The organism is Duganella kummerowiae (assembly GCF_053572355.1).
This window is the reverse complement of sequence record NZ_JBKFEH010000019.1, coordinates 86,499-101,050: the sequence shown is the minus strand read 5'-3', so window position 1 is coordinate 101,050 and position 14,552 is coordinate 86,499. Positions and strand designations below refer to the sequence as shown.

The window sequence follows — 14,552 nt, the reverse complement described above, 5'->3', positions numbered from 1 at the left end:
CTTCCCTGCGGGCCTGCTGTGTCAGAACAACGCCAGAAAAATAAATTTGCCACACAACAGAAATCAAGCGAACTGAGCATGTTGCTATTATTGCTAGAATGTGCGCCCATCAACCATACCGAGGGGGAGTTCGATGACTTTGCTGATAGTGCTGGCCGCTCTGGCCTTTCTGATGCTGGCGGCCTACCGAGGCTACAGCGTGATTTTGTTCGCTCCCGTGGCGGCGCTGGGCGCCGTCCTGCTGACCGATCCCGGCGCCGTGGCGCCGGTCTTCAGCGGCATCTTCATGGAAAAGATGGTGGGCTTCGTCAAGCTGTACTTCCCGGTGTTCCTGCTGGGCGCTGTGTTCGGCAAGCTGATCGAGCTGTCCGGCTTTTCGCAGTCCATCGTGGTGGCGGCCATCCGCTACATCGGCCGCACCCGCGCCAACGCGGTGATCGTGGCCGTGTGCGGGCTCCTGACCTATGGCGGGGTGTCGCTGTTCGTGGTGGTGTTCGCGGTCTACCCGTTTGCCGCTGAGCTCTACCGGCAGAGCAATATCCCCAAGCGTTTGATGCCGGGCGCGATCGCCTTGGGCGCGTTCTCCTTCACCATGGACACCTTGCCCGGCACGCCGCAGATCCAGAACATCATCCCCACCACTTTCTTCAAGACCACCGGCTGGGCCGCGCCTTACCTGGGCGTGATCGGTTCCATCGCCACGGTGGCGGCCGGCCTGGCCTTCCTGGAATGGCGCCGCCGCGCCGTGATGGCCAAGGGCGAGGGCTATGGCGAGGATACCAAGCCGGTCGCCACCGCATCCGGCGCGCTGCCGCATCCGCTGCTGTCGCTGGCGCCGCTGGTGCTGGTGGGTGTGGCCAACTTCGTGCTGACCAAGCTGATACCGCAGTGGTATGGCGACAGCTACGCCCTGACCGCCGAGGTCCTGCCTGGCCTCAAGGCCCCGGTCAACACCACTATCAAGACCGTGCTGGGGATCTGGGCCGTGGAGGGTGCGCTGCTGCTGGGCATACTGCTGGTGTGCCTGACGGCGTTCGGCCGCATCCGCGAGACCTTCGCTTCCGGCACCAAGGATGCCGTCGGCGGCGCCCTGCTGGCGGCCATGAACACCGCCTCCGAGTATGGCTTCGGCGGCGTGATCGCCGCGCTGCCGGGCTTCATTGCCGTCAGCGAGGCGCTGCGCAGCGTGCCCAATCCGCTGGTGAACGCGGCGGTGTCGGTGACCACCCTGGCCGGCATCACTGGCTCCGCCTCGGGCGGCATGAGCATCGCGCTGGCTGCCATGGCGGACAGCTTCATTGCCAACGCCAACGCGGCCGGGATTCCGCTGGAAGTGCTGCACCGCGTGGTGGCCATGGCCAGCGGCGGCATGGACACCCTGCCGCACAATGGCGCCGTGATCACCCTGCTGGCCGTCACCGGCCTGACACACCGCCAGTCCTACCGCGACATCTTCGGCATCACCGTCATCAAGACGCTGGCCGTGTTCTTCGTGATTGCCGTGTACTACCTGACCGGCTTGGTCTGAGCCGGCTGCACGCTGGCCCCGGCCAGTTTGGCCACGCCGGCCAGCGTGGTCTGGGCCGCGTTCAGGCCCAGCAGGAAGTCCTGGTCGGAGTAGTTGGCGTACAGGTCGGTGGGCTGGTGCCAGTTCGGGTTCCAGCCGGCGCCGATCTGCTGGCCGCGCTCATTCTCTCGCAGCGAGACCGAGGGCACCAGGTCCATGAAGGGCGTGGAATCCGTGTTGGTCATGTGCGGACCGACGGCGGCCGGGTAGTGGGTCGCATACTTGTTGTTGGCCGCGTGCAGGGCCCAGGCCAGCCTGGCCGAGGCTTCCGCCTGTTTGGAATCGGCCTGGAATTCGATGTTGACGTCGGCCTCCTTGCGCTGCTCCGGCGGCGACACGTAGACCTGCCGGCCCTGGGCATCGAGCACCGGCTTGCCGGCCGCGTCCAGCTTGGGAATGGGCATGCCGTGGTCGTACATCATCATGTCGTGCTGTATCATCCCCAGCCACTTCGGTTCCGGATATTTGCCCGAGCCCTTGGGCGATTCCATGCCCTGCAAGTCCTTGCGCTGCTCCACATAGGCGCGCGCGCCGTTCAAGCCGGTTTCCTCGTTGTTCCACAGGATGAAGCGGATCGAGCGTTCCGTCTGCACGCCCGGCAGGCTGAAGATGCGGGCCAGTTCCATCACCAGCGCGGTGCCGGAACCGTCGTCGTTGGCGGCCTCGCCGAAACCGATGCCGTCCATGTGGGCGCTGACGATGTACATCTCCTCCGGATGCGTGGTCCCGACCTTGGTGCAATAGACGTTCTCGCGCGGTGAGGTGCCGACCGGGGTTGGTTCGGCGTTCAGGGCGCGCAGTTTCTCGTCGGGCTGTTTGAGCGGATCGGTGTTCACGCCGGTTGGGATGCGGTCGCCGAACAGCGTGCTGCCGCCTTGTCCGGCCGGGCCGCCGGCCAGCGCCGGCAAGGGCATGCGTTTGGGCTGGGGCGCGTCGGGCGGTAGCTGGGTGTAGTCGTACCTGAGGCGTTCGGTGTTGCTGCAGCCATAGGACTTGAGCTGCGCCTCTATCCAGTCCAGCGCCTGGCGGTTGCGCTCCGTGCCCTGGCGCCGGTCGCCGAAGGTGGTCAGGCCCTTGATGGTGGCCTTGTACTTCTCCAGCTGGAGATGGCCGACCAGCGTGGCGACGGGATCGTCGGCGGGCGCCTGGGCGTGGGAGGGCAGGGTGAACGCCAGCGCGATGGCGGCGGCCAGGAAAGAGGATGGTTTCATGGTCGGGGTCCTGAGTGGTGTACTTGGTGGTGGACTATAAATGAAAATCCATCGTCACACCGGTTTTTGGCTTGCTCAGTATGATGAACAGCCAGGGGCCTGACGCACGTCCTTTTCGGTATAAATCAAAATCCATCAGCGCCTGATCGTCTACCTTGGTAGCTCCACTATCGAGACGAACAGGAGGCGTATATGGTTGCATCGAACAAGTCCAGAAAAAATGCCAGCGAACTCAGCGGAGCAGGCTGGGCCAAGCGATACGCAGGCAGTAGTGACACGAGGGATTTGACAGGCAGCTTTCGGCATGCGGTTGATGATTTCATATATGCCATGATCGAAGCTGGCATAAAAGTGGGGGTCGAAGCCACATACCGGCCTGCCAAGCGTTCTTATCTGATGCATTGGTCCTGGCGCATCGTGAATGACGGAGTCGATCCTGCCTCTGTGCCTGCGATGTCTGACGTCGGAATTCAGTGGGAGCATCCGTCAGCAACGGCTTCATTGCGAGCAGCAAAAGATATGGTCGACGCGCTTTCGATGCGCAGGCTCAGGACCAAGCCTGCTCTGCGTTCTCAGCACAATCTCGGACTTGCCATTGATATGTCCCTGTCCTGGAGAGGGACGGTGTCGGTGAGGGACGCGACAGGCAGAATGGTGCAGATCAAGAGTACACCACGCAATGGACTGAATCGCCAGTTGATTGAAGTCGGTGCCAGTTATGGAGTGAAGAAATATTCTGGCAGCGGCAGAGACGTGCCACATTGGTCCAACAACGGACGTTGAGGGGTAAACATGAAGAAGCTTATCCTCGTCCTGTATCTGGTATTGGCCAGTACCGGGGCAAACGAAGTGCTTCCAAACGATGTCAAAAGTTTTATTGCCAACGCGGCCGCATGTGAGCATTTTGCCGGGGAATTCGATGGTGAACTGAGTGAGAAAAGGCAGAGAGAAATTGAGCGCGCGGTCGTGAGGCACTGCGGGCCTGCGCAACGACAACTTAAGCGTCTCCTGGCGAAATACAACGATGATCCGAAGGTGAGAGAGCTCATTGCGCAGCACGCCAACGAATCCGTCACCAGTTTTCGATAGTGAGGTGTCGGCGCTCTTGCGTGATTGTCAATCGTATTCAAAGGGGCGTAGAATACAGGGCAGGCGGGTGTAGTTCAATGGCAGAACTTCTGCTTCCCAAGCAGATAGCGTGGGTTCGATTCCCATCACCCGCTCCACTTACTGGTTCGCTTCATCACCTTCCCCGTTCGCTGCGCCCAAGGTTAGCATCGCCACCGCTGGATGGCGCCATGCGGCGCGCACTGAAAGCTGCGCCATGAATATCGTCGGACCCAAACAACGTTTGTCCACCCGCCTGGCATTCCTGTGCGCGGGCCTGGCCATGTCGGCCTGGGCCCCGCTGGTGCCGTTTGCCAAGCAGCGCATTGGGCTGGGTGAGGGGGAACTGGGACTGCTGCTGCTGTGCCTGGGGGCCGGCTCCATGCTGGCCATGCCGGCCACCGGGTCGCTGTCGGCGCGCTACGGCTGCCGCAGCGTGGTGCTGTGGGCCGGCGCCATCTGCTGCCTGATCATGCCGCTGCTGGCGGTCGCGCCCTCGGCGCTGCTGCTGGGCCTAGCCGTCTTCGCCTTTGGCGCCGCCATCGGCACGCTGGACGTGGCCATGAATATCCAGGCCGTGATCGTGGAGCGGGAAAGCGGCGGTGCGCTGATGTCCGGCTTCCATGGCCTGTTCAGCGTGGGCGGCTTCGTCGGTGCGGGCACCATGGCGGCGCTGCTGTGGCTGGGCCTGACGCCGCTGGCCGCCACCGTGCTGGTGGCCGTGCTGGTGGCCCTGGCGCTGGCCATCGCCGCGCCGCACCTGCTGCGCGAGCCTGATCACGCCGAGCGCGATGCGCCGCTGTTCGTCATGCCGCATGGCGCCGTGATCTTCATCGGCGTGCTGTGCTTCATCGTGTTCCTGGCCGAGGGCGCCATGCTGGACTGGAGCGCGCTGCTGCTGACTGCGGGCCACGGCCTGGACGCCAGCCGCGGCGGCCTCGGTTACGCCGCCTTTGCCATCGCCATGACGGCCGGCCGCCTGACCGGCGACAAGGTGGTGTCGCGCTTCGGAGGCAAGCGCGTGCTGCTGGCCGGCGGCAGCTGCGCGGCAGCGGGCTTCTTTTGCGCCGTGCTGGCGCCGTCGGCGGCGGTGGCGCTGCTGGGCTTCGTGCTGATCGGGCTGGGCGCCTCGAACATCGTGCCCATCCTGTTCACAGCGGCGGGCAACCAGCGCGCCATGCCAGCCAGCCTGGCGATCAGCGCCATCACCACCATAGGCTATGCGGGCATCCTGGCCGGCCCGGCGCTGATCGGCTTTGTCGCCCACGCCTCCAGCCTGAACCTGGCGTTTGCCTGCTTGGGCGCGGCCATGCTGCTGGTGGCGGCCAGCGCCCGCCTGGGCGTGGCCAGTCCGGCCCACTGACGCGGCAGGGCCTAGGCGCTCTTGCGCTGCGCCATCTCGTGGCGGCGGCAGAAGTGCTCCACCAGGGCGCGGTGGGTGGGCAGGTCGGCCAGGGCGCGGCGCGACATCTGCTCTATCATCTGGAATTCGCGCCGCGCTTCCTCCACGTGGGGCAGGGCTGCCGGGTTGGCGCGCAGGCGGGTGGGGAACTCCATCCCGTACAGCACATACTGCCAGCTCGAGGGCGGATACATCTCCAGGTCGACAATGAAATCCATGCGGTGCGGCGCGCGGCTGCGCCACATGGCCAGCTTGTCGCGCAGCGTCTCGCTGACGCTGGCCGTGTCGGCGTTATCGATCCAGAACTGGCTGTCGGTGCGCTGGGTCAGGCAGTAGTGCAGCTTGACGAAATCGACGATGCGCTCGTAGCGCGCCCGCATCATCTCGTTGAACGTTTTGGCCACCGGCGCCATGTCGCCGTCGTAGGGGAACAGATAGCCCACCAGGTAGGCCGCCGTTTCGATCAGGCCGATGCCGGACGATTCCAGCGGCTCCAGGAAGCCACTGGACAGGCCGACCGCCACGCAGTTCTTGATCCACTGGGTTTCGCGGTAGCCCACGTTGAGCTTGAGCTGGCGCGGATTCAGGCCCTCGGCCGCCTTGCCGATATAGCCGCGCAGCACCTGCTCGGCGCGGCTGTCGTCGGTGTGGCGGCTGGAATATACATAGCCTATGCCGCGCCGAGCGTGCAGGCCTATGTCCCAGGTCCATCCCGCTTCGTGGGCGGTGGAGATGGTGTAGGAGGGAATGGGCGCGTCGGGCTGGTCGTAGGGCACCTGCATGGCCAGCGCGCGGTCCACGAACAAGGTGTCGTTGACGCTCTTGAAGGGCGAGCCGAGCGCGGCGCCGATCAGCGCGGCGCGGAAGCCGGTGCAGTCGATGTACAAATCGGCCTTCAGCGCGCCGCTTTCCACCGTGTGCACGGCGGCTATGGCGCCCTCGGTATCGAGTTCGACCCGCTCCACCGTGGCCTGCACGTGGCGCACGCCCAGCGATTGCGCGTGGGTGCTGAGCAGGGCCGCGAACTTGCCGGCGTCGAAGTGGTAGGCGTAGTTCAGCGGCCCCATGAAGTCGCCGTCGCTGGGCCGCTTGGGGCCGTGGCTGGCGTCGGCCACCCGCTTTTGCATGGTGGCGGCCGCCGCGAAGCCCACGCCGGCCGGGGCCGCGCCCTGCAGCCAGTAGGGCAGCAATTCCGGCCCGCCGGGGCGCTGGCTGGGCTGGCTGAAGGGGTGGAAATAGTGGTCGTTGCCGGGTGCGCCGGGCGGGCGCACCCAATGGTTGAAGCGTATGCCCTGCTTGAAGGTGGCGTTGCACTCGCTGATGAAGCGCGCCTCGTCTATGCCCAGCAGATGCAGGGTGCCGCGTATGGAAGGGAAAGTGCCTTCGCCCACGCCGATGATGCCTATCTCCTTGGACTCTACCAGGGTGATGCGTATCCTGGCAGGATCATGGTCGCCGGGGCCGGCCGCGCCCAGGGTCTTGGCCAGGAAGGCGGCGGTAAGCCAGCCGGCGGTGCCGCCGCCGACGATGAGGATGTTCTGTACGGGTTTCATGGGGTCTCCTTGGGGCGGGCGTGCGGCCGTTACAACGCCACTACAATTTTTAATTTGACATCACCGGATTGAATTATGTACCATGAAATCGATTTCACAAATACCGAAAACGTTTTCAGGAAAATTGAAATCGTTTTCAAGCAACACGAAATCGTTTTCGAACATAAATGACAGCTGGACTGCCGGAAGCGGACAGCTGCAAAAAGGAGACTTATGAACGTCCGCGTACCCCAATCCGGGAAACTGTCCCCCATCAAGCTGGCCATCCTCGCCCTGCTGGCCGGTTCCAATGTTGTCTATGCCGCCGATGAACCGGCGCCGCAGGCTGCCGCCCCCGCAGCCTCGTCGTCCGCCCCGGAGCAAGGTTCCGGCATCGTGGCCGAAGTGTATGTGACTGCCACCAAGCGTTCCACCTCGCTGCAGAAGACCCCGGTCGCGGTGACGGCGCTGAACGCCGCCGCCCTGGACGACAACCACGTCCAGACCATACAAGACGTGGTTAACCTGGTGCCGGGCTTTTCCGCCACCGGGCAGGGTGACCACGGCGTGATCACCATGACCATGCGCGGCATCGGCAACGACTCGGCCAAGACCGAGTACGCCGACCCCGAGGTGGCCACCTTCGTGGACGGCATCTACTCGCCGCGTCCGGAAGGCGCGACGGCCTTGCTGTTCGACCTGGAAGCGATCGAGGTGCTGCGCGGCCCGCAGGGCACGCTGTGGGGCCGCAACTCCACCGTCGGCGCGGTCAACATGCAGACCGTGAAGCCTGAAATCGGCAGCAACGCCGGCAGCGTGGAAATCGGCTATGGCAATTACACCAGACTCGGCGCCCGCGGCGCGGTCAACCTGCCGATCAGCGACACCATGGCCATGCGCGTGGCGGTGGTGCACGAGCAGCACGATGGCTATGTCGATTACCAGCAGCCCAATCTGCCGACCCTGGCGCAGCAGCAGGCCGCCGCCGCGCCGGTGATCGCGGCCTGGAACAAGGCCCATCCGAACAATCCGATCGCCTTCCAGCCGCTGAACCAGAACCTGTACATCCGCAACGGCCAGAAATACAACGCCCAGGACCAGAGTGCGGCGCGCCTGAGCTTCCTGTGGCAGCCCTCGGCCCAGTTCAAGTGGAACATCGCGTACGAGCACTACATCGACCGTGGCACCCCCAGCATGAATTTGCTGCAGCAGCAGCGCCCGGGCCAGGACTTCTGGTCGGCCCTGATCGACACCGCGCCCAATGTGAACCGCGATTCCAACTCGGTGCGCAGCCGTATCGACTACCAGATCAACAACGATGTGGCGCTGGCCTACATCGCCGGCTACTCGCGCTTCAACGGCTCGTCCACCTTCGACCAGGACGGCGGCGCCAATCCGGCCACCAGCTTCACCACCGCCACCTCGTCGACCGGCAGCGCCGGCTACCAGGCCAACAACACGGTCTGGTCCAAGTACAAGAACTACAGCCATGAGCTGGAGTTCATGTCGACCGGCAAGCGCGAAGTGGATTGGCTGCTGGGCCTGTACTACGCCAACGAAGACAACGGCATCCGCTTCGACATCCCGATCATGAACGGCACCGAGCAGGGCACCGTGAACTGGCAGGGGTCCTTCATCCAGCCCAAGGAAACCGTGGATTCGCGCGCCGCCTTCGGCCAGGCTACCTGGAACATCGCCGACCAATGGCACCTGACCGGCGGCTTCCGCTACACCTCGGACGAGCGCAAGAACATCGGCGGCACCGGCAACGGCTGGACCAACTACGATGTGCCGCAGATTCCTGTGAATCCTTCGATGAACCCGCTGGGCGGCCCGAACAGCGGCTTCACCACCTACTCGTTCAACAGCGGCTCCTACAAGGGCAACAAGCTGACCGGACTGGCGCGCGTCAGCTACGACATAGACAAGAACAACATGGTGTTTGCGTCGGTATCGACCGGCTACAAGTCGGGCGGCCTGCAGGACGGCGGCCGTCCCTATGGCGCGGAGACCCTGACCAACTTCGAGATCGGTTCCAAGTCCACCTTCCTGGGCGGCGCGGTACGCATGAACAACTCGGCCTACTACGAGAAGTTCAAGGACTTCCAGTTCAGCGCACCGGTGACCTATGCCGACGGTACCCGCGGCCTGTTCACGAGCAACGCCGAAGGCGCCAAGGTGTGGGGCCTGGAGACCGAGATCGCGGCCAAGATCACGCGCGAAGACAAGGTGCAGGTGACGGCGGCCTACACCAACGCCAAGCTCAAGCACCTTATCGGCGGCTCCAACGATTACGCGCTGCCGCCTTGCAAGGTGCCTGGCTTTGACACCTCGTGCCTGGACGTGACCGGCAACACCATGCCGCACTCGCCCAAGTTCGCGGCCCAGGTCATGTACCAGCACAGCTTCGCGCTGGAGAGCGGCACCCTGATCCCGCGCATCAGCATGCATTACGAGACGGCCAGCTGGCTGAGCGTGTTCAACCTGGGTGACCCGGACAAGCAGAAGGCCTATACCCGCACCGACCTGGGCCTGCGCTTCGACGCCAACTCGAAATGGTACTTCGACGCCTTCGTGCGCAACGTCGAAGATGGCAAGATCAAGACCAGCGCCATGAACGCCAACGGTCCGTGGCAGGCGCAGTATCTGCCGCCGCGCACCTTCGGCATCAACGTCGGCCGCTCGTTCTAACGGAGTTCTCACTCCAGACGCCCTGGTGTCTGTGGTTTTCCAGCCCCGCCGCGTGCGGGGCTTTTTTTCGCCCGCCCCCACCGCTGCCGTCCCCGCTGGTGTCCACGCCGCTGGTGTCCGCCGCTGGTGTCTGTCCGCCGCTGGTGTCAGATCTGCCATTGGTACATGGGTTCGCCTGAAACAAGCGGCCTCATGTACCAATGGCAGATCTGACACCGGGGTGCCGGGGTGGACACCGGGGTGCCGACACCGGGTAGAGGCCGGGTAGCGCGGGGCGTGGCGTGGCTATTGGGTGACGCCGGCGCGGGCGACGAAGGCCAGGGCTTTGGCCAAGGTGTCGTCGTAGGCGGAGAGCTTGCCTTCCAGCGGCTGGTGGCTGTGGAAGAAGCTGTGCTTCTGGCCGGCGTATTCGTGCAGTTCGCACACACGGCCCGCGCTGCGCGCGCGGCTGCAGAAGTCGCGCACGGTCTGGATAGGCACCGTGGTGTCGGCCTGGCCGTGGAAGGCAACCACCGGCGGCAGATCGGCCACCGGCAGCACGCTGGGCGAGATGCCGCGCGCCAGCAGCTTCAAATACCACGGCGCCGGGCCCACCAGGTCCACCGCGGGATTGAACAGCACCAGCGCGGCCGGCTTCTCACCGGCAGGCGCTTTTTGCGCGGTCGCCAGCGCCAGCTGGCCGCCCGCCGAGGTGCCGGACAGGACGATGCGTTTGCTGTCCACCTGCAGCTCGCCCGCGTGCGCGCGCAGCCAGGCGTAGGCGGCCTGCGCATCCTCGGTGGAAGCGATGGGCGTGGTGCCGTCGCGGCATTTGACGCGGTAGTCGGCCAGCACGGCCACGTAGCCCTGCGCGGCAAAGGCGCGCGCCTGCTCGGACAGGGAGGCCACGCTGCCGGTGCGCCAGGAGCCGCCAAAGAAGAACAGCGCGGCCGGGTGCGGGCCGCTGCCGGCAGGCTGTTCGATGATGTGGAGTTTGAGATCGCGCTTGCCGGTGGAGCTGTAGACCACGGCGCGGGCGCCGTCCACCACTTGCTGCTGCGGTCCGACCTGCTCGCAGCCGCCGGAGCCGGTGATCCGTTCGACCACCTCGCTCGATTGCGCGGCCGCAGCGCGGCTTGCCAGCAGCAGCGCCAGTGCGGCGGCCGTTTTGAGTTGTCCTGCTTGTGCCATCAATTGCCTCGTATGGATTGCCTGCCCGGCATTCTATACGAGGCGGGGGGCGCCTATTCCTGGTGGTGGAAGGGCGCGAACCAGGTCACCAGGAAGGATGGGATGGTAGCCACCATCACCAGCGTGAAGTAGCTGACGTAGCCCAGGTATTGCTGCAGGTGGCCGGACACCACGCCCGTCACCATCATGCACAGTCCCATCAGGCCGGTGCCGAAGGCGTAGTGGGTGGTGGTGTACTTGCCCGGCGCCAGTTGCTGCATCAGGTAGATCATGAAGCCCACGGAGCCGAAGCCGAAGAAGAACTTCTCGACCGCCACGCCGGCGCAGATCACCACCAGGCTCTCGGGCTGGTAAATGCTCATCAGCAGGAAGGTGACGTTGGGGATGTTAACCGCGCAGCACAGCAGGAACAGCGTGGCCTTCAGGCCCCGGCGCGCCACGAAGATCCCGCCGAGCAGGGACCCGAGCAGCACGGCCGCCAGGCCGTAGGTGCCGTAGATCAGTCCCAGCATCTCGTTGGACAATCCCAGCCCGCCCTGCTTGACCGGATCGACCATGAAGAAGGGGCCGATTTTTTCAAGCAGCCCTATGCTGAGGCGGAACAGGAAGGCGAAAGCCACCATGGTCCACACGCCGCGCTTCTGGAAGAAGGTGACGAAGGAATCCTTGAGGATGTAGGCCGCTTCGGCGGCGCTGGCGGGCGCGTTCTCCGCCTTGGCGCCGTCCGGCATGACACGCAAATGCCACAGCGCCATGACGATGGTCACGCCGGCGGCCAGGAAGAACACGATGCGCCAGGCGTCTATCCACTCCGGGCCGAACACGCCGGGCTGGTGGTGGAAGTAATGCGTGTGCAGCCAGCCGCTCAGGTACACCAGGCCTCCCGAAGCGACAATGGGGCCGATGTTCCAGCTCAGGCTCTGGATGCCGCAGTACAGCGACTGGGTGCGGCCATCGAGCGCGGTGACGTACACGCCGTCCGAGGCGATATCCTGGGTGGCGCCAATCAGCGACAGCACGCCGAACAGGAACACCAGGATGGCCATGTAGCCGGGCAGGGACATGGCCAGCGCCACGCCGGCGAAGCCTATCCCGATCAGCAGCTGCGCGCACAGCACGAAGAACTTCTTGGTGCGGTACATTTCAACGAAGGGCGCGAACAGCGGCTTGATGGTGTAGGCCAGGATCAGGTAGCTGGCGTACTGCGCGGCCTGGCCGTTGTCCATGCCCAGGTTCTTGAACATGATGGCCGTCACGCTGGTCAGCATCACATAGGTCAGCGCCATGGTGAAGTAACCGCTGGGCACCCACAGCAGCGGGGTGCCGCGCGTGAGCATGGAACGGAGCAGGGAAGGCGGTTCGCCCGCGGCGGCAACGGCAGGCGCGGCCTGCGGTTCCTGCGGGAGAGGGGAGTGTGCGGTTTGCATGTGTCGTCCTCGTGGTTCTTTATGGATTGTAAGCGGCTCTGCGGCCGCTTGGAGGCTGGTTCAAAATGACTGTGGCGTTGTTGCAGCTCCTCGCCGTGCAGGCGCACTGTCTTCGTCGCCGCGCCTAGCCACGCTCATTTTGAACCAGCCTCGTTGAGCGCGCTTTTTATGCGCGCTGTTTGACAATCAGGTCACGGTACCAGATCGCGCTGTCCTTCAGGGTGCGTTTTTGCGTGGCGTAGTCCACGTGGACGATGCCGAAGCGCTTGGCGTAGCCGGAATTCCATTCAAAGTTGTCCAGCAGGCTCCACAGGAAGTAGCCGTCTATCTTCACGCCGTGGTTGGCCGCCTCGGCCAGCGCGGCCAGGTGGCGCTGAACGAAGTCGATGCGGGCCACGTCGGGCACGGTGCCGTCGATCACGGTGTCGGGATTGGCCATGCCGTTTTCCGTGATGTAGATGGGCGGCAGGTCGTATTCGGCCTTGAGCTTGAGCAGCAGCTCGGTCAGGCCCTGCGGGTAGATTTCCCAGCCCATGTCGGTCTTGCCCAGCTTGCACTCGGGCTGGCGCGGCGGCACTTCGGCGCTGCAGTAGGCGCGGAAGTAATAGTTCACGCCGAGGAAATCGATGGGCTGCTGGATGACGCTGAAATCGTTGTCATGCACCACCGGCGCGTTCTCGCCGTGTCCCTTGAGCGCCAGTTCCGGATAGCGGCCCTTGAAGATGGGGTCCATGAACCACTGCACCGAGCGCGCGTATTCGAATTCGGCCATGGCGATGTCGGCCGGGCTGTCGGTGGCCGGATCGGCGGTCCACTGGTTCAGCACAATGCCCAGCTGGGCGCTGCTGCCCACCTTGCGCATGGCGCTCATGGCCAGGCCGTGCGACAGCAGCAGATGGTGCGAGACCTGGATCGACTGCTTGAGGTCGGCCACGCCCGGTGCGAACTGGGCGTTGCCGTAGCCCAGGTTGGCGGTGCACCAAGGCTCATTGTGGGTTGCAATCGTTTTCACCCGATTGCCGAAGCGGCGCGCCACTTCGGCGGCGTATTCGGCGAAGTGGTAGGCGGTGTCGCGGTTCAGCCAGCCGCCTTCATCCTGCAGGCCTTGCGGCAGGTCCCAGTGGTACAGGGTGATGTGGGCCGCGATGCCCTTGCTGTCCAGTTCCGCCAGCAGCTTGTCGTAGAAGGCGAAGCCGGCTTCGTTCCAGGCGCCCTTGCCCTGCGGCTGCACGCGCGCCCAGGCCATCGAGAAGCGGTAGGCGTCCACGCCCAGGCCGGCCATGATGGCCACGTCCTCGGGGTAGCGGTGGTAGTGGTCGCAGGCCACATCGCCATTGCTGTGGTCGATGATCTTGCCTGGCGTGTGGCTGAAGGTGTCCCAGATCGAGGGGCCCTTGCCATCGGCGGCCGCGCCGCCTTCGATTTGGAATGCGCTGGTGGCTACGCCCCAGGTGAAAGTGGGCGGAAATTGCGGAAAGTCGCTCATTGGATCTCGAATATATGGTTATGACGGCTTGAAAACGATTTCATGTCTCCGTTCAGATTAGACCTGAACTGCACCGGGGTGTCAATCTTTTACGCAGCGCCGGCCTGATATAATGCGCGATTCCCTTCTGCTTACCTGACTTTTCAGCTGATTTGCCATGTCTTCCGATACCCCCGACACCAGCCCGGCCCGCGCCATGCTCTACGATCCGACCGACCACCGCATCCGCAGCTTCGTCACCCGCGCCGGCCGCCTGTCGACGGCCCAGGCGCGCGCGCTGGAGGAGCTGGGGCCGAAGTTCCTGATCGAATATGCCAAGGCGCCGCTGGACTATGAACAGGTCTTCGGCCGCAAGGCGCCGGTGGTGCTGGAGATCGGCTTCGGCATGGGCGGCACCACGGCCCATATCGCGCAGGCCATGCCGGACAAGGACTTCATCGGCGTGGAAGTGCACACCCCCGGCGTGGGCAGCCTGCTCAAGCTGATCGGCGAACAGGGCCTGACCAACCTGAAAGCCATCCAGCACGATGCGGTGGAAGTGCTGAACTTCATGATCCCGGACGGCTCGCTGCACGGCGTGCACATCTTTTTCCCCGATCCCTGGCACAAGGCCCGCCACAACAAGCGCCGTTTGATACAGCCGCCTTTCGTCAAGCACCTGGTGCAGAAGCTGGCGCCGGGCGGCTACATCCACTGCGCCACCGACTGGGAAGACTACGCCATCCAGATGCTGGAGGTATTGAGCGCCGAACAGGGCTTGCAGAACACAGCCGACGGCTATGCGCCGCAGCCGGCCTACCGTCCGCTGACCAAGTTCGAGAACCGCGGCATCAAGCTGGGCCACGGCGTGTGGGACCTGGTGTTCACCAAGAAGTAATCCACGCTTCAGCGTTGCCTGGCCAGCGCCGCGTCGATACGGCGCATGGCGGTGGCTCATGGATCGCGGCCCGCACAGCGCC

General features: G+C 64.4%; 11 protein-coding genes and 1 tRNA gene. 7 read left to right on the top strand and 5 right to left on the bottom strand.

Annotation, left to right across the window (positions count from 1 at the left end):
• The first annotated feature begins 133 nt into the window (after nt 1–133).
• On the top strand, nt 134–1,528 hold the full coding sequence (locus ACLB1G_RS23745; protein ID WP_491629722.1) for a GntP family permease: 1,395 nt from the start codon (nt 134–136) through the stop codon (nt 1,526–1,528).
• Here the strand turns inward: ACLB1G_RS23745 and ACLB1G_RS23740 are convergent.
• The gene (locus ACLB1G_RS23740) at nt 1,507–2,778 is read right to left on the bottom strand and encodes a M28 family metallopeptidase (protein WP_491629721.1); all 1,272 of its coding nucleotides are present in this window, start codon (nt 2,776–2,778) and stop codon (nt 1,507–1,509) included. The genes ACLB1G_RS23745 and ACLB1G_RS23740 overlap by 22 nt on opposite strands.
• A gap of 192 nt (nt 2,779–2,970) precedes the next feature.
• On the opposite strand from ACLB1G_RS23740, the gene ACLB1G_RS23735 reads away from it, so the two are divergent.
• The 4 genes from ACLB1G_RS23735 to ACLB1G_RS23720 all read left to right on the top strand — a co-directional run bounded on the left by ACLB1G_RS23735 (nt 2,971) and on the right by ACLB1G_RS23720 (nt 5,248).
• Complete coding sequence (locus ACLB1G_RS23735) at nt 2,971–3,561, top strand: hypothetical protein (RefSeq protein WP_491629720.1); 591 nt, start codon at nt 2,971–2,973, stop codon at nt 3,559–3,561.
• Between the two features lie 9 nt (nt 3,562–3,570).
• The gene (locus ACLB1G_RS23730; RefSeq protein ID WP_491629719.1) at nt 3,571–3,867 is read left to right on the top strand and encodes a hypothetical protein; all 297 of its coding nucleotides are present in this window, start codon (nt 3,571–3,573) and stop codon (nt 3,865–3,867) included.
• A 63-nt stretch (nt 3,868–3,930) separates the two neighbouring features.
• Nucleotides 3,931–4,004 (top strand) — tRNA-Gly (locus ACLB1G_RS23725).
• 98 nt (nt 4,005–4,102) lie between these two features.
• Nucleotides 4,103–5,248: an MFS transporter gene (locus ACLB1G_RS23720; RefSeq protein ID WP_491629718.1), complete on the top strand. Its 1,146-nt coding sequence runs from the start codon at nt 4,103–4,105 to the stop codon at nt 5,246–5,248.
• 11 nt (nt 5,249–5,259) lie between these two features.
• Here the strand turns inward: ACLB1G_RS23720 and ACLB1G_RS23715 are convergent, their stop codons facing one another.
• A complete protein-coding gene (locus tag ACLB1G_RS23715) occupies nt 5,260–6,840 on the bottom strand; it encodes a tryptophan halogenase family protein (protein ID WP_491629717.1) in 1,581 nt (526 codons plus the stop codon).
• Between the two features lie 213 nt (nt 6,841–7,053).
• Here ACLB1G_RS23715 and ACLB1G_RS23710 point away from each other — a divergent pair, with 213 nt between their 5' ends.
• Nucleotides 7,054–9,510 carry a TonB-dependent receptor gene (locus tag ACLB1G_RS23710; protein ID WP_491629716.1) on the top strand — a complete coding sequence of 819 codons (2,457 nt, stop codon included), beginning with the start codon at nt 7,054–7,056 and terminating at the stop codon, nt 9,508–9,510.
• A gap of 285 nt (nt 9,511–9,795) precedes the next feature.
• Here the strand turns inward: ACLB1G_RS23710 and ACLB1G_RS23705 are convergent, their stop codons facing one another.
• The 3 genes from ACLB1G_RS23705 to ACLB1G_RS23695 all read right to left on the bottom strand — a co-directional run bounded on the left by ACLB1G_RS23705 (nt 9,796) and on the right by ACLB1G_RS23695 (nt 13,593).
• A complete protein-coding gene (locus ACLB1G_RS23705; RefSeq protein ID WP_491629715.1) occupies nt 9,796–10,680 on the bottom strand; it encodes an alpha/beta hydrolase in 885 nt (294 codons plus the stop codon).
• 53 nt (nt 10,681–10,733) lie between these two features.
• Nucleotides 10,734–12,107, bottom strand: a complete 1,374-nt coding sequence (locus tag ACLB1G_RS23700; protein WP_491629714.1) for an MFS transporter — start codon at nt 12,105–12,107, stop codon at nt 10,734–10,736.
• Between the two features lie 166 nt (nt 12,108–12,273).
• Nucleotides 12,274–13,593 carry a GH1 family beta-glucosidase gene (locus tag ACLB1G_RS23695; protein WP_491629713.1) on the bottom strand — a complete coding sequence of 440 codons (1,320 nt, stop codon included), beginning with the start codon at nt 13,591–13,593 and terminating at the stop codon, nt 12,274–12,276.
• A 196-nt stretch (nt 13,594–13,789) separates the two neighbouring features.
• Here ACLB1G_RS23695 and trmB point away from each other — a divergent pair, with 196 nt between their 5' ends.
• Nucleotides 13,790–14,470 (top strand): tRNA (guanosine(46)-N7)-methyltransferase TrmB, encoded by a 681-nt coding sequence (gene trmB / locus ACLB1G_RS23690; protein ID WP_491629849.1) that lies wholly within the window; start codon nt 13,790–13,792, stop codon nt 14,468–14,470.
• Nucleotides 14,471–14,552 lie beyond the last annotated feature (82 nt).